This is a genomic window from Streptomyces sp. NPDC059142, from assembly GCF_042755665.1.
GTDB lineage: Bacteria > Actinomycetota > Actinomycetes > Streptomycetales > Streptomycetaceae > Streptomyces.
Genome location: NZ_JBHZDA010000049.1, coordinates 1 through 23,432, shown reverse-complemented (window position 1 = coordinate 23,432; position 23,432 = coordinate 1). Strand labels below are relative to the sequence as shown.

Genomic DNA, 23,432 nt, shown 5'->3' with positions numbered 1-23,432 from the left:
GGGGGGGGGGGGCGCCGCGCCCCGCCCCCCCCCCCCGCCCCCCCGCCCCCCCCCCCCCGGCCCCCCCCCGCCCCCCCGGGCGCCGGGGGCGGTCGCGGGGACGGACGCGGGCTCCGGCGCCGCGATCTCGTCGAAGTAATCCTCGACAACACGCTGTACGCAGCGCAGCCGGCGCCGCAGGACCACCTCGCCCGGCTGCGCGGGCCGGGCCTCCGACCACTTCTTGGCCAGCGGGCTGGTCCACAACAGGACCACCGGCTCGTTCACGTCGTCCCGCACGCCCCGCCGCCCGATGTACCAGGGCCGGGGCACCCCACCGGGCTCCTCGGGCGCGTCGACACGGGCGAACACCAGCGCCTCGTCCCCGAGCCCCCCGTACGCGACGGCCCGCGCCTCCGCGTCGATCCGATTGGCGATGCCGTCCTTACCGCTCGCTGAAGCGGAGGCGGCCGACGCCCCGCTCATCTCGGCCAGCCGCGCGCCGTAACAGTCGTACGCGTGGTCCACGGCCCCCTGCTCGACGGCGAGAACCTCGTCCCGAGTGGTGGTGCCCATGTACATCCTCCCCGCAGCCCCGCTACGCCACCGCTACGAGCCTTCGCCCGTACCCCACCGAAACAACTATCAGAGACGCCTCGGTGACGAACAGTCATTCCGCCACTCCCGCAAAACCCCCATCACCGATCACAAAGACACCCCCCACGCCCTCCGGGCCCGCCCCCTCCCACCACCACCGACCACCCCGCCCCACGCCACCCGCACACTCCCCCGAACAGACCAAACCCCCAGGTCAGCCCCGCCTCCCCCACCACCCGACCCCCACCACCCGACCGGGGCCGACCTCCGCCGCCGAATCCGCTACCCTGTCTGGGTGCGGGAGATCCATCGAGGCTTCCCGCGAGGACCCCGCCTTCGTAGCTCAGGGGATAGAGCACCGCTCTCCTAAAGCGGGTGTCGCAGGTTCGAATCCTGCCGAGGGCACAAGGGAACAGGCCCACCCTGAACGTTCAGGGTGGGCCTTTGACATCCACTTCCGACATCAACGAGGGCAGGACGGGGTGCATCCGGCGCGACGAGAGACGAGGCCCTCAACCGGTTGAGGCAGCTTGCACGGGCCCAGGCACTCGGGCGTCACGTCGGCTCGGACCGCCTGATCGAAGCCGGTGTCGATGCCCCGTCACTTGCTCTCCTGGCCGGCCTGGGCCGTCGTGAGGAGCACGCGGCACGGGAGCTGTTCGACCACGTCGTCGACGAGTTGGGGTTGGGTTTCGAGGCGCCCTCGGACCTGATCGCCGCCAAGTGGGCCCTGGCCTACTGGCTGGCCGCTCGGATCGTTGACGGTTCCCTGGGCCCGGCGACCGGTGCCGACCTCATTTGGGCCGAAGCGGCGATGGAACTCGACTACCCCGACCGCCTGCAACCGATCGTCGAATGTGCCATCCATCCGGCCGACTGGGACGCCGCCTGGAGCACTCCGCTGGAGCAGCTCAAGGAGAAGAGGTCCTCGTCGCCGCTCGCGCGCTGGTTGAGCACGGAGAGCCTCGTCCGTGATCTCTTCCGGGCGTGGAACGACCGGGACTACGACTCCATCGCCGGGTCCGTCCCTCCGGACTGCACCCTCATCGAGGAGGGCAGCGGCAGGACGCTACAGAGGCCGGAGGGCTTCACCCGGCTCGCGAAGGCAATGCCGACGCGATGCCCGACGGCAAATTCACCCTCGACCACCTCACGTCCCAGGGGGACACGGTGGTCACCGAGTACACGAGCAGCGGGACCCGGACCGGGGACGTGGCCCTGTACGCGGGCACCGTGCCCGCCACGGGGCGTCACGCCACGGTGCACGCATGCGACGTCTACGAGGTCAAGGACGGCAAGATCCATGAGCGCCGCACCTATCTGGACACCGGCGCCATCATGAACCAACTGGGCCTGACCGAGCAGTTGCGCGGCTAGGGGCTTTCGGGGGGCGCAGCTTCGAATCCTGCCGAGAACACAACGCAGTACGCGGCCGACCCGGGTTTCGCCCTCGGGAAGGTTCATCCGGCCTCGGACTTCTCGTCCGGGGCCGTTCGCGTGAGCGGGTGCGAGTGGACGGAGAGCCGGCCCTCCGAAACGAAAGTCCCCCTCCAGATCAGCACGGTCCCGCACGGGCTCCGCACCGGGCCCTCCGTGCCGTGGGGAAGAGGCGCAGCCTTGGTCATGCGCTGCCCTTACGCCTTGCTTATGATGGGTTAAATACACGGATACACCCCATAGCGCTACTGGTGAGCGTCGGCAACCGGCGATACCCGGTCCCCGATCGGGGACTCCGAGGGCCGGCGGCTCCTCCTCGCGTACACCGCGACCTCGACACGAACGAGACCAACAGGAGAAGCGATGGGCAACTACGTGAACCTGGCCTACGACTACCCGGTCCTCGGAGCCTTCTGGACGATCTTGCTGATCTTCCTGTGGGTCATATGGATCTTCCTGCTCTTCCGGGTCGTCGTCGACATCTTCCGTGACGACTCCATGAGCGGCTGGGCCAAGACGGGATGGCTGGTCTTCACGATCGTCCTCCCCTTCCTGGGGGTCTTCGTCTACCTCATCGCCCGGGGCAAGGGCATGGGCCAGCGCGAGCAGGAGCACGCCAGGGCCCAGATCGAAGAGACGAACCGCTACATGCGCGAGGCGGTCGGCGCCACGGGGCCCTCCAGCGCGGCGGACCAGCTCGCCAAGCTCTCGGAGATCCGGGCCCGCGGTGACATCTCCGACGAGGAGTTCCGCCAGGCCAAGGAGAAGGTCCTCCACCCGTAACGGCGCGCGAGGCAAGGCCACGCCAGGAGAGCAGGGGGCCAGGAGGGGGCCACCGTTCAGGCCGCCGCCCACGTGTATCCGCCGCTCACGGTGTATCCGGCGCGGCGCGGCTGTCAGCGTGCGGGACGGCCGGGAGCTCCGGGCGGCGGTCCGCCGTCGTACGGGACGCCCGCCCGGGTCGCCAGTCCGGCGATCAGCAGTTCGAGGCCGTAGTGGAACTCCACCTCGTGGTCGCTGACGGCCAGATGGGGCGCCGTGGCGGCGAGGAGCGGGTCCCCCGTCGCCGTGATCCCGTCGATCCGCTGCCGCACCTGGCCGGGGTCGACCGTGCCCAGGGTGATGGCGGAGTCCAGCTCGCGCATGAGCGTGCCGACGATGTAGGCGACGTAGCCGCGCAGCGCGTGGACCTGCTCCTGCGGCGACAGGCCGAGTTCGGCGAGGCCGCTGAGCGCGGAGCGGATGGACTCCAGGGATGCCCGCGACCGGGTGGGGCGTACGCAGACCAGGGGGAACGCCTTCGGATGGCGCCGGGCGGCGGCGCGGAAGGCGACGGCGTGGGCGCGGATACGGTCCTGCCAGGAGCCCGTGTCCGCGCCGGAGAAGTCGATCCCGGAGAGCAGCAGGTCCGCCACGCCGTCGAGGATCGCCTCCTTGTTGGGGACATGGTTGTAGAGCGACATCGCCTCGACGTCCAGCTCGGTGGCGAGCCGCCGCAGCGAGAAGGAGTCGTGCCCGTCGCGGTCGATCACCTTCAGCGCGGCGGCGATCACCTTCTCCCGAGTCAGCCCGAGCCGTCTGCCCCGGCCGGTTCCTCGGACACTCATCGGGTCGGCCTCCTGTGCTGGGTCGTGGCGCGGTTCCTGGCGCGGCGATCGTAGCGGCGCCCCTTGACATCACTTACAGCGCAAGTCTAGCGTCGCCGAAGACATACAGCATAAGTGTTTGATCGGCGCGGGCCGTCGGCGCGGACCCGCCCAGCACCCCCCACGTACGGAACGGACAGGACAAGCCCATGCCCACCGAAGAGATCCGCGCGGCCCGCCAGAAGCTCGTCCTCGACCACTTCCGGGACGAGGTCCGCCAGGAGTGGGACGACGTGCTGTCGACGTTCCCGCACCCGCACTACGAGCTGATCCCCACGATGCAGGTCCACGACGGCGACGGGGCGGTACGCGGCTACTACCACGACACCCGGGTCGCCTTCCCCGACCAGGACCACGAGATCATCGCCTTCCGGCACAGCGACGACGCCGTGATCACCGAGTTCTGGCTGCTCGGCACCCATCTCGGACCGCTCGGCGCGATACCGGCGACCGGCAGCCGCTTCCGGGTGCGCATGACCGCGTACTTCCTCTTCGACGCGGACGAGAACCTGGTCTGCGAACGCGTCTACTTCGACTCCCTGACGATGCTCAAGCAGCTCATCGGCGGCCTGAACCTGCGCCGTCCGAAGAACTGGCTGCTGGCGGCCCGCTGTCTCAAGGGCCTGCTCTCCATGGCCGGTGACGAGCCCCATCCCTCGCTCGTCCGCACCACGCCGCCCGCGTTCGCCGCCTGAGACCGACGGCGCACGGGAACACCCATGAAGATCCACCACCTCAACTGCGGCACGATGCGCGTGCCCACCGCGCCTCTGGTCTGCCATGTCCTCCTCGTCGAGACGGCCGGCGGGCTCGTCCTCGTCGACTCCGGTCTCGGTCTGGCGGACATCGCGGACCCCCGGCGGTTCGGGCCGTCCCGCCATCTGGTCCGGCCCGTCCTGCGGGACGGGGAGACCGCGGCCCGCCAGGTCGAACGGCTCGGCTTCGCGCGGGAGGACGTACGGCACATCGTCCTGACCCACGCCGACGCGGACCACATCGGAGGGCTCGCCGACTTCCCGCACGCCCGGGTCCATCTCACGGCGGCCGAGGCGCTCGGGTCCATGGGCGCCCCGTCGCGGCGGGAGAGGATGCGCTACCGGCCGGCCCAGTGGGCGCACGGCCCGCGGATCGTGGAGCACGGTCCCGGTGGCGAGAGCTGGCGTGGCTTCGCCGCGGCGAGGGAACTGGACGCCGTCGCCCCGGGGATCGTCCTCGTCCCGCTGCCCGGCCACACCCGGGGGCACGCGTGCGTCGCGGTCGACACCGGCACCCGCTGGCTGCTGCATGCCGGGGACGCCTTCTACCACCGCGGCACGCTCGACGGCCGTACGCGCGTCCCCGCCGCCCTGCGGACCATGGAGACCGTCATCGCGTGGGACCGGAAGCGGGTCGGGGAGAACCACGCCCGACTGGCCGAGCTGTACCGGGCCGGGGATCCCGGACTCGCGGTCTTCTCCGCCCACGACCCGGTCCTGTACGAGAAGGTCCGCGCGGAGACCGGGGCCGGGGCGTGAGACACCTCGCTGTCAGGGGCGCCCCGCGAGCCGCGCCCCCGTCATCGGGTCCGGCAGATTGGGGCGCGAGGCCGACGGGGACGGGTCCGCGGCGGGGTGCGTGGCGGAGGCCCCGGGCGGTTCGGTGACGGGCCGGGAGTCCGAGGCCGTCGCCACCCGGTCGGTCAGCCAGCGCTGGTCCGGGGAGCCGTCGCGGGGGCGCACCACCACGGCGGCGTCCGCGTCCCGGGACGCCGGGGTCACCGCGAGGCCGTCCTGCCAGCGGGGGATGAGATCGCCCCGCACCGTCAGGTCGTACCGTACGTCGGCGGCGCGGGCGGGACGGACGGCGCAGCGGCCGAGGACGGCGACGCCGTCGACGCCGTGGGAGTTCAGGCACAGCCCGGGCTCGGCCGCGCTGCGCAGGAGGCCGTCGTCCTCGTACGACCACCGCTGGCTGCGGGCCGAGGAGCAGGCCGCCATGGTGGTCTCCGCGCCGCGCCGGGGCCGTGTGTCGCGGATGTCCAGGCAGAGTCCGGCCCCGGCGTTGCGCAGCCGGACGTCCTGGGGTCCTGTGGCCATGCCGGTGGGGTCGGGCGGGACCCGGCCGTCCCCGCCCGCCGAGCCGGAGTGCGCGGGGTAGGGCGCGGAGGCGCTGCTGGACGCGGCGGAGCCGTAGTCGTCGCGGCCGTCGCGCGCGGGCCAGAGGCTGACGGCGAGGACGGTCGCGAGCAGCACCGCAGAACCGGCCCCCAGACCGGCGAAGAGCACCCGGGACGGGGCGGGCGTCAGGGAGGAGACCCGGTTCGGCACGGTGAACGAGGGCAGCACCCGCTGCCGGCCCGGCGCCGAGTGGCGCCCGGCGGGGCGCGGCGCGTCATCGGCGCGGGAGTCGGCCGTACGGGCGCGGATCCGCAGGTCGAGATAGCGGCGGGCGCCCCAGCCCAGTACGGCCTCGGCGAGCAGGACGTCCAGCTTGCCGTGGAAATGGCCGAGTTGGTCGGCGGCGTCCCGGCAGTGCGCGCACTCGGCGAGATGGTTCCGTACATCGGGGAGCAGGGCGCCGCCGCGGCGAATGGGGACGTCGAGCAGACGGTTGTAATACCGGCATTCCGGCTTCGGGGCGATTTCGATGTGCGCCCGGAGACAGCCTCTCCGGAATTCCTCGCGCGCCTGTTCCAGTTCGAAGAGCGCCGTATCGGTATCGAGGGCGAGCATTGCCGCCGGTACGGATATGGGTTCCGCCTCGACCTCGGTGTGCCAGAGCAGGCACTGCGCGGTTCCCGACATGGCCCGGAATGCGCGCACGGCGAGCTTTCTCCGGTCGGCGCCGCGCGCCTTCGCCGCCCGCGCCCCGCGCGCCACCGCGGGTCTCCGCAGTTCGGGGAGAAGGTCCTTGAGGGGTTCGGCGGAGGACCACGACCCGACCATGTCCCGTACGGTGACGAGGAGTTGGGGCCTGAGGGCGGCGCCGGGCCGGGCCTTCCCGAGGGTGTCGAGGACGTGTTGGAAGGCCGCGGCGGCCACCACCGACGCGCTCTTCGCCGGGGAGGCGAGACAGACCGCCGCGTAGTCGTGGACGGCCTCCCAGTGCCGGGCCATCAGCAGCGCCACGGGATAGCCGTCACCGGCGCCCGCCCCCGCCCGGACGGCGGTGAGCAGGCGTTCGTCGGAATCCTCGGGGCCGGGACCGGCGCTGGAGCCGGGGCCGGGGGCCGGCGGGGCGGAGCGCGGCGGGTAGGCGGGGCGCGGGGGGTGAGGGGTGTGCACCTGACACTTCCTTCCAGGGCGCAATGGGGCACGCAGAAGTTCTGGGCCTGAAAAGCAGACCCTCTACTGGTACATACCTTTTCGGGAGGCGCGGGACCGCATGGTCGGCGGCGGCCCGCGATTTCGCACGATGAAGCAAAAGGCGGCCATTGACCGTGCACGAGGAAGTTCACCATTCCACAAGTGACTCGGCGGAAACAAGGCGCCTGGCAGGCGACTGTTTTGAAGGAAAGTCAAAGCGCAGAGCGGGAACACGCCGCCTTTAACCGGGCCCACCTGACGGAACGTCAGGCTCGGTCGCGGGCCGTCCCGCCGTCGCCGACCGGTCGCGAACCGGTCGCGGGCCGGTCCGCGCACCGGTCACGCACCGGTCCACGCACCGGTCGCGCACCGGTCCGCGCACCGGTCGCGAACCGGTCGCGCACCGGTCGCGGGAGGTCAGCCTCGTGTCTGTGCCGCCGAGTGGGCGGCCCGCTTGCGGTAGTCCTTGGGAGGGAGACCGTAGGCGGTGCGGAAGGCGCGGCTGAAGTCGGTGGGGTGGGCGAATCCCCAGCAGGCGGCGATGGAGTGGATGGGTACGTCGCGCAGCGCGGGATCGGTGAGGTTGTGACGGGCGCGTTCCAGCCGCTGCCGCCGGATCCAGGAGGCGACGGTGGTGCCTTCGTCCTGGAAGAGACGGTGCAGATAGCTGAGGGAGATGTGGTGGGCGGCGGCGATCGAGGGCGGCGTCAGGTCGGGGTCGCGCAGATGCTGCTGGATGAACGCCTGGATGAGCAGGGGCAGCGTTCGCCCGTGGGCCTCCGGCGTCAGGGACTTCTCGGCGGCCAGGGTGTGGGCGAAGAGCGCGGCGACCAGATCGGTCAGAACCGTCCCCAGACGGGGGCCGTCGTCAAGGGTGTACTGGTCGGTGCTGCGGGTCAGTTGGGTGAGGAACTGGGCCAGCAGCGCGCCCACGCCCTCCTTCGCCGACATCCGCCGCCCGATCGCCCGGTCGGCCCGGCCCCTCATGAGGGGGAGCTGCGCCTTGGGAAACTCGACCCCCACGATCCCGGTCGGCTCCTGGCCGGTCCAGGTCTCGGACGGCCGCGACGAGTCGTTCGAATGGAACTCGTACGCGTCGACGGTCGCCTCCTGCCGGCCCAGGGTGAGCCTCCCGCTGCCTTTCAGGACGAGGGTGAGCTGGTAGACCTCGGGGTCGGACTGCCTGATCAGCTTCGGCGTCCGCCGGAAGACCAGCGGCTGGAACTCCCCCGGCCACACCGACACCGCCCCGAGCCGGACCAGCCGCTGGTGCACCCGGAAGTCGGCGGCGTGGTCGCTGCGCAGTTCGATGGGGGCGTACGCCAGGCTCATCAGCTCCCGATAGCACGCGAATCGGTCCGCCGCGGGCACGTCCTCACTCCGGAACACCGTCTCGACCAGCATGTCGCCACCGCCTCTTGAAAGAGCCCCGACCGGCCTGCCACCTCCCCCACTCTCCTCCCCCGGGGACCGGCGCTTCAACAGAAATCCCACCGGCCCGAACACGGGTGGGGACGGCGCCACCGGGGGACGGCGGTAGACGCACCGTCAAGTCGTAGGGACACTCCGGCAACGACTTTCCGTCGGCACCCCGGCAACATCGGGTCCGTCACCACCACGGGCCTCCGGAATGCGCCTGGGGCTCAACGGAGAAAGTCTGTTTCCAGGGGGGAAACATGCGAGTAACGCAGATGGCCGCAGGGCTGACAGCCGCCGTCACCGCTGTTGTCGGGCTGAACATGGCGACCGCCGGTCCGGCAGCGGCCGCGGAGGGAAGCTGGCGTCCTTACGGCAACACGAATCCGATCACCTCCAGCTCCAGCCTGTGGCGTTGCGCCACCACCCAAACCATCGCGTCGGATGTGCTCGCGCAGGTCTGCGCGGTCAGGGCGTCCGGTGGGAGCGGGTCCGGCGCGCAGGCGGCGGTGATCGTCCGCAACAACCGCTCCGTCCTCTACCGCACGTCGGCGGAGGCGTCCCTGTGGAAGGGCCTTGAACGCCTGGGCGTCTGGGAATGCGCGTCGTCGGGGGTCGGGGCGAACTCCTGGTCCGTGTGCTTCGGACGCACCCTCACCCAGAGCGGAGCGGTGGACGCGACGGGGTACGTCGGAGGGACGTCCCTCGGCCTTTCACCGACCGTCTGATCGAGCAAGCCGTACATCCGTCCGCCCCCGGCTCCAGCGGTCCGGGGGCGGACACCGGCCGGGCACACTACGACAATCACCTGCCCGTGAACGCGACGGTCCGAGGCATCCGCACCGACGGGATATCACGCGGACCGCACACTGGTCTCCGGAGGTTTCAGCATGGCGGAATCCGTCCGCACCACCCTCGCGACCGTCTCGACGGTGGTGCTGGTGCTGGTGCTCCTCGTGTCCGCCCCGCCCGAAGCGGCCGGCGCCGACAGCGGCGGTGCGGAAGCCGCGGCCGGCGCCACCCGTCTCACCCTGGCGACCGACACCGCCATTCCCAGGGGCGCCACGGTCGATCTGCTCCGGCGGACGATGACGCTGGCCGCCGGGGAGAAACGGCACCTGCGCGGCCGGCTGGAAGCCACCAGTACGACGACCGGAATCGTCGGGCTCACCCAGCGCGTCAGATGCCTGGACGCGGCGGGCGCCACCGTGCCCGTCGTCGCGGCGTCGGCCCGCAACCACGAGGGCAGCGACACCACCACGTACGCGATCCCGGGCCATCTGCCCCTCTACGCGGACCTGCTCCTCACCGCGCCCGTGGCGGGCCTCTACACCTGTCTGCTCCAGGGCAGCGCCTACTCGACCCTGCCGGGCACCTACCACTTGACGGCGGTCGCGGGCAGTACCTGGCTGGAGACGGACGACACCGACCGGCCCGGCGCGCACTGGTGGCAGAACCCCGCCTGCGAGAGCGCCGACCCGGACGGCTCCTGCACCTATGTCGGGAGCGGCCCGGCGCGCCGGGACGCCTGGGTCTTCTACGACGACGGCACACCGGTCCACCAATGGCGGGCCCGTCCGGACGCGGCCACCGTCTCGGCCCGAGCCAATGTCGAACTGACCACGTGCTACCGGGGAACCGCCTCCTGCGCCGACGCGATGGAGGCGTACCCCCGTGGCAAGAACGCGGTCGTGGACACACGCCTGGAGTTCATCCAGCTCGACACGACGGGGCACGCCTGCCGCACGCACAGCACCTCCGCCCGCCGGACCGTCACCGACGACGCCCATCACGCCGTCGGCTACTCCGCGCTCTCCGGTCTCCCGGTCGACCCCGGCTGCGGCACCCGGACGTTCCTCCTGCGGGTGTACGTGAAACACGTGTCGGGGCAGACGGTCAAGATCGACGGAGTGCAGAGCGGCCTCACGTCTCTCACCAACGGCATCGCGTTCAACGACCTGGCGGGGCCCGTGTCCCGGGCACCCGCACACACCTGACCCGCACACACCTGACCCGCACACACCTGACCCGCACACACGTGCCCCGTGCACATGTGGCCCGCACACACGCGGCCTCAGTCCACGTGGCCCGCGTCCACGTGGTCTACGCGCAGGTGACCTTCATCTGCGCCGCCGCGTGGTGCGCGCCGAAGCGCTCCTGGCTGCCCCAGTCCTGGCCCCGGTCGACCAGCCGTACGGAGAACGTCTTTCCCTTGACCGGGTAGCTGCCCACCGGCACCAGGCTGCCGCGGTGCGCGGTCTGCCGTACGCCGAAGGTCCTGTAGCCGGAGGTGCCGTCCGCCGGATCGGCGAGCACCTGGTAGACGGTGGGGTCGCCCGCCGCGTCGGCGTCGTGGCCGCTGTCGGGCACGTAGATGGCGAGGGCGCACTTCTCGTACGACGCGTCGAGCTTCCAGGACCAGACGGCGGTGGAGCCCCGGTCGATGTCCGGGCTGCCGGACATCGGCACGGCGGAGAAGCGCCCGTCGCACGTGGCCCCCTTGTAGCCGCCCTTGGTGACGGTGTACCAGGCGGCCTTGCCGTTCTCGAAGCGGCCGTGCTCGCGGTACGTGCCGGTCGTGCAGCCGGGGCCCGCCCACTCCCCCGCGCCGGGTCCGTGGCCACCGCCGGAACCGGAGCCGGAGGGCGAGGGCGCGGCCGTGGTCGCTCCCGGCCCCGGGGCCGCGCCGCCCGCCTCACCCTCGCCCGAGCCCTCACCCGCGTCCGCGCCTTCGCCCGCGCTGCCGCCCGCGCCCTCGCCGGGGCCCGGGGTGACCGCGCCGCCCAGTCCGGGCAGTTCGGGGGAGCCGACCCGCGGTGGCTGCCCGGGGCCGGCGGCGTCGCGCCCGGCGTCCCCGCCGCCCCCCGTACCGGCGACCACGGCGGCCGCAGCGCCGAGACAGCCGAGGGCCACCACCGCCACGGTGATCAGCAGACGCCTGCGCGCGGGCGGGCCGGAGGAGCCGGCGGACGGGCCGCCGGAGTCCGCTCCGGCGCCCGGCGTCATCGTCCTGGAGACCCAGAGGTCCTCCTCCACCGGCGGCGGCTCGTACGCCCGGAACATCTCCCGCTCGTCGGCCGCGCCCGGCGCGGCCGGTCCGCCCGGTCCGCCCGGTCCGTCCTGCGTGTCGTGCCCGTTCCGCCGGTCCTGCCCGCCCGGTCCGCCCGGCCCGTCCTGTCCGTCCCAGAACTGCTCCGCGACCGCGCCGCACAAGGGACATCTCATGCCCGGCAGCGAGACTCCATGGCCGTTCCCGCACCGTTCACACCTCATGCCGCCTCACTATGGAGGATCACGGACCACTCCGGCAGCAGAAGACCACGATTGGTCTGCCCGTTTCCCGCTGCCGCACCCGCCGCTCCGGCCCCGCCCGTACCGCCGAGTTGACCTTGCCCCAAGGTCAGGGCGCACCCTCCTGGCGCCGGGCCGAAGAGGGCCCGGTGACGGAGGATGGGGCCTCGTGGACGGTGTGGAATTGCTCACCATCGGTGAGATCGCGGCGCGCTCGCGGCTCTCGCCCAAGGCGCTGCGGCTGTACGACCGGCTCGGTCTGCTCGCGCCCGCCCGGGTCGACACGGTCACCGGCTACCGCTGGTACCGCCCCGACCAGGTGGAACGCGCCCGGCTGGTCGCGCTGTTGCGGCAGCTCGACATGCCGCTGGCGCGGATCGCCGAGGTGATCGCGCTGCCGGGCGAAGAGGCGGCGGCCGAGGTGGCGGCGTACTGGACCGGCATCGAGGAGCGCCACGCCGTACGGAGCGCGGTGGCCGCCCATATCCGTGACCGGCTGTCAGGCAGGAGAACGCACATGTACGAGGTCAGCACCGTCGACGTACCGCGGCAGACCGTCCTCGCCGAGCGGAGGCATCTGGTCACCGCCGAGCTGCCCCGCTGGATCCCCGCCGCCCTCGGCCGGCTGACCGCGGCCGCCGCGGAGTGCGGGGGCCCGGCGGGGGCGCCGTTCGTCGTCTACCACTCCGACATGAGCCTGGACACCGACGGGTCGGCCGAGGCGTGCCTCCCCGTCGCGGACCCGGCCGCGGCGGAGGCGTACGCGGCCGCCGCGTCCGGTGGCGGCCGCGCGGTCTCCCTGCGGGTGGAGCCCGCGCGGCGCCTCGCGTACGTACGGATCACCAAGGCCCAGGTGGCGCACCCGCAGATCCTCTCCGCCTTCCAGGCCGCGGAGGAGTGGATCGCGGCGCGGGGGCTCACCGTCAGCGGGCCGTGCCGTGAGATCTACTTCGCCGACTGGGACGCGGCGTCGGCCACCGACGAGGTCTGCGACATCGCCTTCCCCGTGGAGTGACCCCGGAGCGGAGCGGCCCCGGCCCCGGTCTCGGGACCGGGGGCGGGGGCGGGGCCCCGGCTCAGGCCCACCGGCGCGCGGTCTCCGCCATCGCCGCGATCGCGTCGCCCATCCGTGCGGGGTCCGTGCGGACCGCCCGGCTGGTCTCCACGTGGAGGAACGGGACGTCCTGGTCCGCGGCGAGGACGCCCTGCTTGTTCTTGCGGCCCGCCAGCGGGCACTTCGCGGACCAGGCGCGGCAGACCCGGAAGCCGTCGTCGGTCAGGGCGCGGGCCAGGTCGACGGCCTGTGGGCGGGCCGTCTCGCCCGCGCCGGTGGAGACGACCAGGTCGTGGTCGGGGGCGCTGCTGTCCGCGAATCCGTGCACCTGGATCCCGGGCAGCCGGCGGGCGACCAGCTCGGCGCAGACGGCGTGGAAGACCGTGTCGCGGCGGTGTGCCACATCGGCGGCCTTCCCCTCGCCCGCCGTACGGTGCGTCCCGGCCATCACCAGGACCCCGCCGGGCGCGGAGCGCAGGATGCCGACGCCGAGCAGGTCGCTGTACGCGTCCGCGACGGGGTGGGGCACCTGGACGGAGTAGTGGACCGGGTCGTCGAGGGCCACGTACACGCGCCCCCAGCCGCGCATGTTCTCGCCCGCCCGGTCCGCGATCTCCGCGTACCGGCGGCCCGGCGCGTCGGACGCGGCGTCCATGGAGGACGCGGCGGACGCGGTGTACGCGGCGGACACGGCGCCCCTGGAGGACCCGGCGCCCGCGTAGGCCACGTCGTCCGCGTCGGAGGCGTCGGACTTGGCGGAACCCGCGGAACCCGCGGAACCCGCCGGGGCCGGTGCCCGTACCGAGTCGCGCAGGATCCGTACGCCGAAGTCGACCTCCGCCAGCCGGCGTTCGGCCTCCTCGTGCTTGCCGTCCACGTACAGCGCGACGCCCTCGGCGAGGATGTCGCGTTCGACGCGCTTGGGCGGCAGGTAGCGGGCGTCCGCCACCTTGACCGTGGCGAAGTCGGCTATCCGGCGTTCCAGGTCGACCTCGATGGCGCCGTCGTCGGGCCCGGCGGGCGGGGAGGACGGGTCCGAGGACCCGCCCAGCAGGGGGGTGACGATCACCACAACCACCGCGATCAGGGCTGCGACCAGCAGGCTTGCCATGATTGTTATCTTCACGGTCGGAGATCGTGTCATATGCGGGTCAAAATACCGGTGTGAAGAGATCCCTCCCCCTGTCCCGCGCAGTGCCCCGCACGGCCCTGCGCACCACGCGTGCCGCCCTGCGCGCGGCCGCGATTCTCGCCCTCGCCTCCGCCGTCGCGGGCTGCTCCGCGTTCGGCTCCGGTGACGACGCGGGCGGGAGCGAGGGGGCGAAGGCCGGCGGTCCGTCGTTCACGGTGGCCGCGGCCGGTGACGTACTGATCCACCCGCCGCTGATCGACCAGGCGGCCAAGGACGCCAAGGCGGCGGGCGGCGACAGCAAGGCGCTGGACTTCGGCCCGCTGATGGCGGGCGTGCAGCCGGTGATCAGCAAGGCGGATCTGGCGATCTGTCACATGGAGCCGGTGATCGCCAAGAAGGGCGGCCCGTACGAGGGCTTCCCGAACTTCCAGATCCCGCCGGAGATCACCACCACGCTCAAGGACATCGGTTACGACACCTGCTCGACGGCGTCGAACCACTCGATCGACCACGGCCCCGCGGGGGTCAAGCGCACGCTCGACGCCCTCGACGCGGCCGGTCTGAAGCACACCGGTTCCGCCAGGACCCAGGCCGAGGCCGAGACGCCGCTGATCGTGGACGTCAAGGGCGTCAAGGTCGCGCAGATCTCGTACGCCTTCGGCTTCGTCAAGCACGAGGTGCCCGCCGACAAGCCGTGGCTGGTCAACAAGACCTCCTTCAAGGAGATCGCCGCCGCCGAGCGCGCGGCGCGCAAGGCGGGCGCGGACGTCGTGATCCTCAGCATCCACTGGGGGCGCGAGCACCAGCCGGAGCCCAGCACCTCGCAGATGAAGCTCGCGAAGCGCATCGCCGAGAAGACCGGCATCAACCTGGTGATCGGCCACCACGCCCATGTCGTACAGCCGATGGAGAAGGTCGGCGGCACCTGGTTCGCCTACGGTCTGGGCAACCAGGTCGCCCGGCACGAGGTGCCCAGCGGTACGTCCGAGGAGGGCGTCATCGGCTGGTTCACCTTCACAAAGCGGGGCGGTGAGTGGGACGTGAAGGCGCAGTACGTGCCGACGTTCGTGGACACCCCGCCCGACCCGGAGGACCACGAGGACCCCGAGAACCTGCCGGCGGGCGCGGTCACCGACTACCGGCTGCTCAGTCCGGCGCAGGCCGTCAAGGACGGCAAGGGCGCCGACGGGAAGAAGTACACCGAGGAGCAGCTCGCGCGTTACCGGCTGGCCTTCGAACGTACACAGGGCACGATGCTGAACCGCGGTGCGGAGAAGGACGGGCTGACGCCCCTTCAGGCGCTGCCCGAGTGAGACGTGTGCTCCGGGCGGGACGCCCGCGTTCGCGCCGCACGGGCCCCGAATCGGTCCTGTTACCCACACGAACACCTCCTGTAACCCAGATCACACAGAAATTCGTTCGAGGTCGACACAACCATTCGCCTGTGTGACCGGTCCTCATATCGCGACGGGGGCTCGTACCGCGACGGGGGCAGTGCTGTCACGCCCCCGTCCGTCCCCCACCGCGCGCAATCGCAGGTCACGCCTCCACGCGTGACCTCATCCGCTCTGCCCGCATGCCCGCACGCACTGTTCTGAGAGAGGTACCCGCATGGCCGGTTCGTCGGCGAAGCGGCGGCACAAGGTCCGCAAACGGGCCGACATGTCGCTACTGGGCGGCATTCGTCCACCCATCGCGGCCCTCTCGGCCCTGCTCCTCGCCTTGGCCGCCCTCACCGCGCTCGGCCTCGGCAACCCGCAACGGGAGCCGCTGCCCGAGGCCGTACTCACCTCTCAGCAGCACTTCGCGGAGGACGGCGCCATCGCGCTGCGCGCCTCGCTGGACGAGTCCATCACGGACCTCAACCGGACGGCCGCCCTCTTCAACGCGGGCGACCCGGTCTCCGCGGACACCGTCCTCGACAAGCTCGGCAGCGTCTACCAGAAGTGGCGCGGCTCGGCGGTCGTCGAGATCAAGTCCGGCAAGCTGCTCGCCGCGCGCGGCGAGAACGTGCCGCTCCTCGCCATCGACCGCGACAAGCTCGCCGACCCCGGCGGCCTCGCGCCCCGCATGGTCCGCCTCAAGAACGGCGAGACCCGGCTGCTCACCTTCGCGCTGCTCTCCTGGGAGGGCCAGCCGCAGCAGCTCCTGGTCACCTCCAACAGCCTGAAGTTCCCCGGCGTCAGCATCGGCAAGTTCCGCGTGATCGCCGTGGTCGACTCGGGCGGCCAGATCCTCAGCAGCGACGGCATCCCGGCGCCCGAGAAGATCCCCTCCGACACGGTCGAGGAGGAGGTCAAGCAGACGAAGAAGCAGCTCCGCTCCTTCGCCAGGCGCAGCGCCGAGAAGGCCGAGCAGAACCCGGTCAAGTCCAAGGAGCCCGGCTCCGGCGGCTTCCTCGGCGTCAGCGGGACGATGACGGGACCGCGCATCAGCGGTGAGCGGCCGGTCGCCGGTTACGCCTCGCTGGCCGCGCCCGAGGCCGGGGAGTCCACCGACGCGACCAGCCTCGGCCTCTCCGTCGTCTCCCTCGTGACCGTCCCCGAGAACACCAGCCGCGTGAACAGCCCGCTCTTCGGCCTGCTGTCCGCCGCCGCGCTGCTCCTCATCGGCGCACTCGCCGTGACCCTGCTGCTCGGTACGGTCCAGCGCCCCCTGATCCGGCTGTTCCTGGAGAGCCGCCGCCTCACCCGCGGCGATCTGACCCGGCCCGTGACCGTGCCCCGCTTCGGCGAGACGCGCCGGCTCGGGCAGGCGCTGGACCGGCTGCGCCGCCAGCTCCTCGGCGAGACGCCCGAGGCCACCGCCGACGACGCGCCCGCGCCCGCGGGCGGCACCGGTGGCTCCGGCAAGGCGCCGCGCCGGCGCCGCGGCCGCCGTATCGGCACCCGCGCCCTGCTGGCCGCCGGCGGGATCCTGCTGCTCGTCTGGTCCGCCCCGATGATGCTGCTGCTCAACCGCGCCGGTGACTCCGTCGTCGTCCCGCAGCAGATCGTCAACGACCAGCGCGAGCGCACCGACACCCTCTCCGACCGGGTGCGCCGCGCCCTCAACGAGGGACACGCCGACATCGTCTCCGTCGCCACCCTCATCGGTGACAAGACGGAGCCCGACGCGATGACCTCCGTCCTCGAACGGACCATGCGCGAGCACCCCCGCTACGAGTCGATGTACGTCCTGTCCCCCGAGGGCACGGTCCTGGCCGAGGCAGGCGGCTCGCCGAAGCACCCGGCGGGCAAGAAGCCCGGTGAGGATCCCGTCGCCGTCCTCGGCACGGACGGGAAGGAGCCGCGCATCGCCGGCTACGCCGAGCTGCCCGGCCGGGACGGCGCCGCCGTCGTCGGCGAGTTCCGCGTCGACTTCCTCAACTCCCTGCTGAAGCGGCCCGGCCTCGGACAGATCCGTATCGTCGACGCCGACCGGCGCGTCCTCGGCTCCAACACCGGCTACCTGGCCTTCGAGAAGCTGCCGTCCAAGCGGCTCGACTCGTTCGTCGAGGGCACCAACCAGCAGGTCGGCCTGAGCGCCAAGCCCAGCAGCGTCCTCTACCGCACCGGGGGCGGCATCCAGATCGCCGCCGCGGCGCCCTTCGCGGGCGGCGGCGCGGCGAAGTCGCTCGGCTGGACCGTCGTGAGCTGGCAGCCCGCCTCCGGGCTCGCCATCCCCGAGTACAGCGCGCAGAACCGTACGGTCCTGGCCGGGCTCCTCGGTGTCACGGCCGCCGTCGCCTGTCTGGGCTGGCTGCACATCATCGTCGTCCGTCCGCTGCGCGACCTGGCCGATCAGGCCGAGGCGCTGGCCGACGGCGACCGCCGCACCGTCCTCTACCCGCGCCACCACGACGAGGTCGGCGCCATCGCCCGCTCCCTGGAGCTGCTGCGCCAGCAGCTCCAGGAGCAACGCAAGCGCGATGGCGCACCGTCCGCCCTCGCCGGAAGGAACTGACCGACCGTGCTCTTCCTCTACTTCGTGTTGCTCGTGTGCAGCGCGATCCTGCTGATCGCGGGGCTCGTCGAACAGCGGCGGCACTTCACCAACCTGAACCGCATCCCCACCCGGGTGCTGGTCAACGGGATCCGCGGCAAGTCCTCCATCACCCGGCTGTGCGCGGGCGCGCTGCGCGGCGGCGACCTGGTCACCGTCGCCAAGACGACCGGCACCGCGGCGCGCTTCATCCACCCGGACGCCACCGAGGAGCCCGTCTACCGCAAGTTCGGCATCGCCAACGTGGTGGAGCAGATCGGGATCGTGCGGCGGGCCGCCGCGTACAACCCCGACGCGCTGGTGATCGAGTGCATGGCCGTGATGCCCGCGCTCCAGGAGATCAACCAGTCGAAGCTGATCCGCTCCACGATCGGCGTGCTCTGCAACGTCCGTGAGGACCACCTCGCCGAGATGGGCCCGACCCTGGACGACGTGGCGCGCTCGCTGTCGCGCTCCATGCCGGAGGACGGCATCTGCGTCACGGGGGAGAAGGATCGTTTCGCCATTCTTCAGGAGGAGGCGGACGCCCGTAACTGCCGGCTCATCTACGCGGACCCCGAGACCGTCTCCGACGAGGAGCTGCGCGGCTTCAGCTGGTTCACGTTCAAGGAGAACGTGGCCATCGCGCTGAAGGTCGCCGAGCTGATGGGCGTCGAGCGCGAGACCGCCCTCCAGGGCATGTACGACGCCCCGCCGGACCCGGGTGTCCTCTCCGTGGAGCGCTACCTCACGCCCGACGACAAGCGGCTGCGGTTCGCGAACGTCTTCGCGGCGAACGACCCCGAGTCGACGCTGATGAACATCAACCAGCTCCTCGACCTGGGCGCGATCTCCCGCCCGCTCAACGTGGTCATCAACTGCCGTCCCGACCGCGTCGAGCGCAACGGCCAGATGGGCGAGATCATCCCCGACCTCCAGCCGGAGAAGGTCTTCGTCATCGGCCACCCGGCGAAGAGCGCCATCGATGCGATCCCCGCCGAGTGGCGGTCGCACGCGGTCGACCTCGGCGGCGACAAGCGCGATCCCGAGGAGTTCATGCGGGAGCTGCTGGGGATGCTCGGCCCGGAGTCCTCGCTCGTCGCCATCGGCAACATCCACGGCCAGGGCGAGCTGCTGCTGGAGCACCTGGCGGAGCTGCCGGCGGACGAGACCCCCGACCCGGAGGAGGACGGCGGAGGAACCGGCGGTGCCGGTGGGACCGCGGCCACCGGCGAGGTGCGCACCCCGCCCGCCGCCGCGTCGGCCGCCTCCACCGCCGTCGCGCCCTCCGCCCCCGCCGACGCCTCGGCCGCCTCGGTCGCCGGCCCGGCGCCGGAGCAGGGGTACGAGGGCCGCCCGGCCGCCGACGACACCGTCGCCGTCCCGGTCGTGGCCGCGCAGAACACCGGCCACGCCCCGCTCGCGCTCCCGCCCGCGCCCGCCGACACACAGCGGCACGAGCAGCAGTACGGGCAGCACGAGCAGCACGAGCAGCACGGCCACGAGACCCCGCGGCCCGCCGCGCAGCCCCGGCACGACGAGACGCTGGCGCTGCCCCGCTACGCCCCGCGCATCGACCCGTACCGCCCCTACCCCGAGGCGTACGAGCAGCGCTACCAGCAGCGGCCCGTGCGCGGCGCGTTCGAGCCGGTCCAGATGCCGGACCAGCAGGACCGCTACGGCGCGCAGGACCAGGCGCAGCAGTCCCCGTACGACCACCTCACCGCCTCGGGCGAGTACCGGGAGAACCCGGAACACCCGGAACAGCCCTCGCCCCACCAGACCCCGCGGCAGAACCCAGGAGAACCCCGTTGATCCCCGCAGTCCTCACCCCCGAGATCGCCGCGATCGGCATCGGCCTGGGCCTGATGTTCTCCCTGATCTGCTACCTCACGACCAACCTCTCCCCGGGCGGCATGATCACCCCGGGCTGGCTGGCGCTGACCCTCGTCGAGGACCTCCAGCGCGCGGCCATGGTCGTCGGCGTGACCGTACTGACGTACGTCAGCACGCTGCTCGTCCAGCGCTTCGTGATCCTCTACGGGAAGCGCCTGTTCTCCGCTGTCGTCATGATCGGCGTGCTCCTCCAGGGGACCGTGATGATCGTGCTGTCGCTGGAGTTCCCCCTCATGTACGCCAACCAGACGCTCGGCTTCATCGTCCCGGGTCTGATCGCGTACCAGCTCGTACGCCAGCCCAAGGGCGCGACCATCCTCGCCACCGGCACGGTCACGCTCACGGCCTACGTCGTCCTCACCGCCGGGATCCTGCTCGGCGCCCTGCCGTCAGCCTGACCTGCCCACCCACGGGAGCCGATTCGTCATGAGTGCCAAGTCCAAGAAGCGGGGCCGTCCGGTCCTGCACGCCACGACGGTCCTCGCGCTGCTGGCCGGCAGCGCCTATCTGACCGTAGAGCTCCGCAAGGACGAGCAGGCCAAGGCGCCCGCCGTCCAGGCGATCACCGACACCCCCGGCAAGCTCCAGAACGGGGCGAAGGCCACGACCGGCGAACAGTCCTGGGAGCGGCTGAAGAACCCGGAGCGCTCGGTGCTGCGCGGCGGGGACGGCGAGATCCTCGCCACCTTCACCGACGGCGCGCGCACCGCGACGCTCACCGGCCCCAGCCGTACCTTCGACGAGCCGACCAACACCAAGTCCCGGGTGGTCACGGAGGACTGGGTGCGGCTGATGCCGGAGGCGTGGACGGAGGGCGCCGAGAAGGAGAAGTGGTTCAAGGACTGGTTCAAGGAGTACTTCGGCAGCGAGGAGGACGACATCTTCGCGTTCGCCTTCCAGTACATCGAGGGCGCGCCGATCAAGAAGGACGACGAGGGTGTCTCGTACGCGGGCGACGCCAACTTCGGCCCGGTCGACGAGAGCACTCCCGGCAACCGCCTGGAGCAGTCCGACTTCTACGACTACCTCGGCATCCCGTACACCTTCCGCGACGGCACCACCAAGCAGCCGCAGAAGGACCGTTACCGCGCCATCGACTGCTCGGGCTTCATACGGACCGTCTTCGGCTACCGCGCCCGCTACCCGCTGATGGTGGCCGACGGGGTCGGCGACGGACTGCCGCGCACCGCCAACGGCATGACGCGCTCGGACGTCGGTGTGGACATCTACAAGCTGGGCGGCCCTTCGCCCTGGTACACGCGGCCGGACTCCACCAGCAAGCTCCAGCCGGGCGACCTGGTGTTCTTCAAGATGGACCGGCGGACCAAGGACCGGATGGACCATGTCGGCCTGTACCTGGGCAACGACACCGAGGGCCACCAGATCTTCATCTCCAGCCGCAAAGAGGTCAACGGCCCGACCATGGGCGACCAGGGCGGCACCTCGCGCCTGGACGGCAACGGCTTCTACGCGGCGCTGCTGCGGGCGGCCAAGCGCCTCTGACGTACGTCCGCGAGCGGCCGGTGGAGGGCCGCGGACACGGCGACGGGGCCGCACCCCCTCCGGTGGTGCGGCCCCGTTCCCCTGGGCTCAGCGCAGTTCCTCCGGGCAGCCCGTCCCGCGCGGCAGCTTGTACGGCGCCGCCAGCCGGTAGACCCCGGCGCGCGGCGCGAGGAGTTCCGTCCACTCGTCGCCGTCCACGGTCGGCCCGGCCTTCAGCAGACAGCCGTTGGGGTTGGTGTAGCTCTTCGGGACGCCCTCGTCCTCGGCGTTCCTGGACGCGGCGGTCTCCTGCGGCGGCAGCACCCGCTCGCCGTTCGCGTCGACCAGCGCGAGCCACGGCGAGTACGGGATCCGGATCAGCACCCGCCCGGCCGACTCCACCCGGATCGTCACCTCTTCCGCCGCCGCCCGTTCGACGGTCGCGGGCGGGTCGGCCAGCGGCGTCGGGTCCTGGACGGCGAAGAGCTGCCAGTTGGCGTCGCCCCAGAGGCGTTCGAGGTAGGGCAGGCCCTTCTGGACCAGCTCCGCCTCCGCGGCGGCGCCGTCGTCGGACCGGCCCTCGGGCAGCACCACGTAGTGCACGGCCCAGCGGTCCAGCCAGTCGCGGTAGGTGGTCGCGGTCAGGGTGTCGTCGTAGAAGAGCGGGTTGCGCTCCATGTCGGCCTGCCGGTTCCAGCCCCGGGCGAGGTTGACGTACGGGGTGAGCGCGGACGACTCGCGGTGGCTGCTGGCGGGGACGACCTCGACCCGGCCCGTCTCCGCGCCCCGGCGCTGCAACTGGTTGACCAGCGGCGCCAGCTCGCGCGCCCAGGAGGCGGTGGGGGCCGTCCGGACGATGTCGTCGACGCCCTTGAAGCCGATCCAGAAGTTCAGCCCGGCGAAGGCGACGACCAGCGCGTACCAGCGGCGGGTGCGCGGCGCGGTGTACGGCAGGGCGGCGAGCAGCACCACCCCGCCGACGATCATCGCGAACCGGGAGACGTTGGAGCCGATCTGCGAGTCGATCACATACGTGAGCAGCACACCGGAGCCGTAGACGGCCGTGGCGACCCGGACCGTACGCCACTCCCCGGGGACGAGGACGAAGGTGAGCACGGAGAAGAGGAAGGGCAGCGACGCCGTACCGACCGACATCGGCTGCGTGCCGGAGAACGGGAACAGCCAGGCCGACAGCGCCACCACGGCCGCCGGGGCCAGCCCGAGCGCGTACGCCCCGGGGCGGCGCTTGTTGAGGAAGAGCGCGGCGGCCACGACCCCGAGGAAGAGCCCGGCCACCGGGCTGGCCGCGGTGGCGAGCGCGGCGAGCGGCGCGGCGGCGACGCCCTTGAGCCAGCGCTTGCGGCGCCAGCGGTGGGGCCAGCAGAAGACGGCGGCGACGGCGCCGAGCGCGAACATCATGCCGAGGCCGAAGGTGACGCGCCCGGACAGCGCGTTGCACAGGAACGCGAACACCCCGGCGAGCGCGCACGCGACGGGGTTGCGGACGGCCGGGACGCGGACGAGGATCAGCGCGGTCAGGGCGGCGGAGGCCGTCCCGGCGAGCATCATCGTCGTACGGACGCCGAGGACCGACATCAGGTAGGGCGAGACGACGCTGTACGAGACGGGGTGCATCCCGCCGTACCAGGCGAGGTTGTACGCGGAGTCGGGGTGGCGTCCGACGAACTCGGCCCAGGCGTCCTGGGCGGCGATGTCGCCGCCGCTGTTCGCGAAGAAGAAGACCCAGAGGACGTGGACGCCCGCGGCGACGAGGGTGGTGAACAGGACGGGGTGGCGCCGCACGCGCTCCCTGAGGGCCGCGGACCGTCCGCCGGCGCGTTCCCGCGACGGATCCGTCGACGGATCTATTCGCGCCCCGGCGGCGGGCGTCTCCCCGGCGGGCTCCCCGGTGGCGTCGCCGCTGTCGGCGCGCCTCGGCTCAGCGGTCGTCACTGTGGCTCTCCACGTCTTCCCGTCCCACCGTCGCACCGTCTCCGCGTATCCCGCGTATCCCGCGTCTCCGCCCGAAGCGCGGCGTGCCGACCCCCGGCATCCCGCGGGACGCCCGCACCGTCCAGGACGCCGGCCCGTGGCGCCCGGTCGCCCGCGCGGGGCCGAGCGGATGACGGGGCGGCGCCCAGCAGATGTCCGTTTCGCGACGCTAGCACGTATGGCTCGTACGGGGGCTTCCGACCCGAACGGGAGACCGTGACGCCGGGGGGGGGGGCGGGGGGGGGAGGCGCCGGGCCCCCCCG

General features: G+C 72.1%; 19 protein-coding genes, 1 tRNA gene and 1 pseudogene. 13 read left to right on the top strand and 8 right to left on the bottom strand.

The window, feature by feature from the left end:
- Positions 1 to 555, bottom strand: a pseudogene (locus tag ACFXPK_RS19070) (ATP-dependent DNA helicase); the annotation flags it as partial.
- Between the two features lie 353 nt (positions 556 to 908).
- Here ACFXPK_RS19070 and ACFXPK_RS19065 point away from each other — a divergent pair.
- Positions 909 to 981 (top strand) — tRNA-Arg (locus ACFXPK_RS19065).
- A 196-nt stretch (positions 982 to 1,177) separates the two neighbouring features.
- On the opposite strand, the gene ACFXPK_RS19060 is transcribed toward ACFXPK_RS19065, so the two are convergent.
- On the bottom strand, positions 1,178 to 1,444 hold the full coding sequence (locus ACFXPK_RS19060) for a hypothetical protein (protein ID WP_385076846.1): 267 nt from the start codon (positions 1,442 to 1,444) through the stop codon (positions 1,178 to 1,180).
- A 119-nt stretch (positions 1,445 to 1,563) separates the two neighbouring features.
- Between ACFXPK_RS19060 and ACFXPK_RS19055 the strand changes: the two genes are divergently transcribed.
- Positions 1,564 to 1,953 carry an ester cyclase gene (locus tag ACFXPK_RS19055; protein WP_385076843.1) on the top strand — a complete coding sequence of 130 codons (390 nt, stop codon included), beginning with the start codon at positions 1,564 to 1,566 and terminating at the stop codon, positions 1,951 to 1,953.
- A gap of 423 nt (positions 1,954 to 2,376) precedes the next feature.
- Positions 2,377 to 2,796, top strand: a complete 420-nt coding sequence (locus tag ACFXPK_RS19050; protein ID WP_384997290.1) for an SHOCT domain-containing protein — start codon at positions 2,377 to 2,379, stop codon at positions 2,794 to 2,796.
- A 113-nt stretch (positions 2,797 to 2,909) separates the two neighbouring features.
- Here the strand turns inward: ACFXPK_RS19050 and ACFXPK_RS19045 are convergent, their stop codons facing one another.
- The gene (locus ACFXPK_RS19045) at positions 2,910 to 3,620 is read right to left on the bottom strand and encodes a TetR/AcrR family transcriptional regulator C-terminal domain-containing protein (protein WP_385076840.1); all 711 of its coding nucleotides are present in this window, start codon (positions 3,618 to 3,620) and stop codon (positions 2,910 to 2,912) included.
- A 188-nt stretch (positions 3,621 to 3,808) separates the two neighbouring features.
- On the opposite strand from ACFXPK_RS19045, the gene ACFXPK_RS19040 reads away from it, so the two are divergent.
- A complete protein-coding gene (locus ACFXPK_RS19040; RefSeq protein ID WP_384997286.1) occupies positions 3,809 to 4,354 on the top strand; it encodes an ester cyclase in 546 nt (181 codons plus the stop codon).
- A 24-nt stretch (positions 4,355 to 4,378) separates the two neighbouring features.
- A complete protein-coding gene (locus tag ACFXPK_RS19035; protein WP_385076835.1) occupies positions 4,379 to 5,173 on the top strand; it encodes an MBL fold metallo-hydrolase in 795 nt (264 codons plus the stop codon).
- A gap of 12 nt (positions 5,174 to 5,185) precedes the next feature.
- Here ACFXPK_RS19035 and ACFXPK_RS19030 read toward each other — a convergent pair whose 3' ends face one another.
- Both ACFXPK_RS19030 and ACFXPK_RS19025 read right to left on the bottom strand, forming a co-directional pair.
- Positions 5,186 to 6,922, bottom strand: a complete 1,737-nt coding sequence (locus tag ACFXPK_RS19030) for an RICIN domain-containing protein (RefSeq protein WP_385076832.1) — start codon at positions 6,920 to 6,922, stop codon at positions 5,186 to 5,188.
- A 438-nt stretch (positions 6,923 to 7,360) separates the two neighbouring features.
- Positions 7,361 to 8,347, bottom strand: a complete 987-nt coding sequence (locus ACFXPK_RS19025) for a helix-turn-helix domain-containing protein (RefSeq protein WP_385076829.1) — start codon at positions 8,345 to 8,347, stop codon at positions 7,361 to 7,363.
- A 272-nt stretch (positions 8,348 to 8,619) separates the two neighbouring features.
- On the opposite strand from ACFXPK_RS19025, the gene ACFXPK_RS19020 reads away from it, so the two are divergent.
- Positions 8,620 to 9,087, top strand: a complete 468-nt coding sequence (locus ACFXPK_RS19020; protein ID WP_384997278.1) for a hypothetical protein — start codon at positions 8,620 to 8,622, stop codon at positions 9,085 to 9,087.
- Positions 9,088 to 9,249: 162 nt separating this feature from the next.
- Positions 9,250 to 10,356, top strand: a complete 1,107-nt coding sequence (locus tag ACFXPK_RS19015) for a hypothetical protein (protein WP_384997276.1) — start codon at positions 9,250 to 9,252, stop codon at positions 10,354 to 10,356.
- 106 nt (positions 10,357 to 10,462) lie between these two features.
- On the opposite strand, the gene ACFXPK_RS19010 is transcribed toward ACFXPK_RS19015, so the two are convergent.
- The gene (locus ACFXPK_RS19010) at positions 10,463 to 11,584 is read right to left on the bottom strand and encodes an adhesin (RefSeq protein ID WP_385076826.1); all 1,122 of its coding nucleotides are present in this window, start codon (positions 11,582 to 11,584) and stop codon (positions 10,463 to 10,465) included.
- 235 nt (positions 11,585 to 11,819) lie between these two features.
- Here ACFXPK_RS19010 and ACFXPK_RS19005 point away from each other — a divergent pair, with 235 nt between their 5' ends.
- Positions 11,820 to 12,665 (top strand): MerR family transcriptional regulator, encoded by an 846-nt coding sequence (locus ACFXPK_RS19005; protein ID WP_385076823.1) that lies wholly within the window; start codon positions 11,820 to 11,822, stop codon positions 12,663 to 12,665.
- 61 nt (positions 12,666 to 12,726) lie between these two features.
- On the opposite strand, the gene ACFXPK_RS19000 is transcribed toward ACFXPK_RS19005, so the two are convergent.
- The gene (locus tag ACFXPK_RS19000) at positions 12,727 to 13,815 is read right to left on the bottom strand and encodes a hypothetical protein (protein WP_385076821.1); all 1,089 of its coding nucleotides are present in this window, start codon (positions 13,813 to 13,815) and stop codon (positions 12,727 to 12,729) included.
- A gap of 98 nt (positions 13,816 to 13,913) precedes the next feature.
- Here ACFXPK_RS19000 and ACFXPK_RS18995 point away from each other — a divergent pair, with 98 nt between their 5' ends.
- The 5 genes from ACFXPK_RS18995 (at position 13,914) to ACFXPK_RS18975 (ending at position 21,198) form a co-directional block, all read left to right on the top strand.
- Positions 13,914 to 15,149 (top strand): CapA family protein, encoded by a 1,236-nt coding sequence (locus ACFXPK_RS18995; RefSeq protein ID WP_384997299.1) that lies wholly within the window; start codon positions 13,914 to 13,916, stop codon positions 15,147 to 15,149.
- Positions 15,150 to 15,447: 298 nt separating this feature from the next.
- Positions 15,448 to 17,781, top strand: coding sequence for a HAMP domain-containing protein (locus ACFXPK_RS18990; RefSeq protein WP_385076819.1), 2,334 nt, complete (start codon positions 15,448 to 15,450; stop codon positions 17,779 to 17,781).
- Positions 17,782 to 17,787: 6 nt separating this feature from the next.
- Positions 17,788 to 19,614, top strand: coding sequence for a poly-gamma-glutamate synthase PgsB (gene pgsB / locus ACFXPK_RS18985; protein WP_385076816.1), 1,827 nt, complete (start codon positions 17,788 to 17,790; stop codon positions 19,612 to 19,614).
- The gene (locus ACFXPK_RS18980; RefSeq protein ID WP_382886346.1) at positions 19,611 to 20,093 is read left to right on the top strand and encodes a poly-gamma-glutamate biosynthesis protein PgsC/CapC; all 483 of its coding nucleotides are present in this window, start codon (positions 19,611 to 19,613) and stop codon (positions 20,091 to 20,093) included. Before pgsB ends, ACFXPK_RS18980 begins: the two co-directional genes overlap by 4 nt.
- 28 nt (positions 20,094 to 20,121) lie before the next feature.
- Entirely contained in the window at positions 20,122 to 21,198 is a 1,077-nt protein-coding gene (locus ACFXPK_RS18975; protein WP_384997264.1) for a C40 family peptidase, read from the top strand.
- Positions 21,199 to 21,285: 87 nt separating this feature from the next.
- On the opposite strand, the gene ACFXPK_RS18970 is transcribed toward ACFXPK_RS18975, so the two are convergent.
- Positions 21,286 to 23,130 carry an MFS transporter gene (locus ACFXPK_RS18970; RefSeq protein ID WP_385076813.1) on the bottom strand — a complete coding sequence of 615 codons (1,845 nt, stop codon included), beginning with the start codon at positions 23,128 to 23,130 and terminating at the stop codon, positions 21,286 to 21,288.
- Positions 23,131 to 23,432 lie beyond the last annotated feature (302 nt).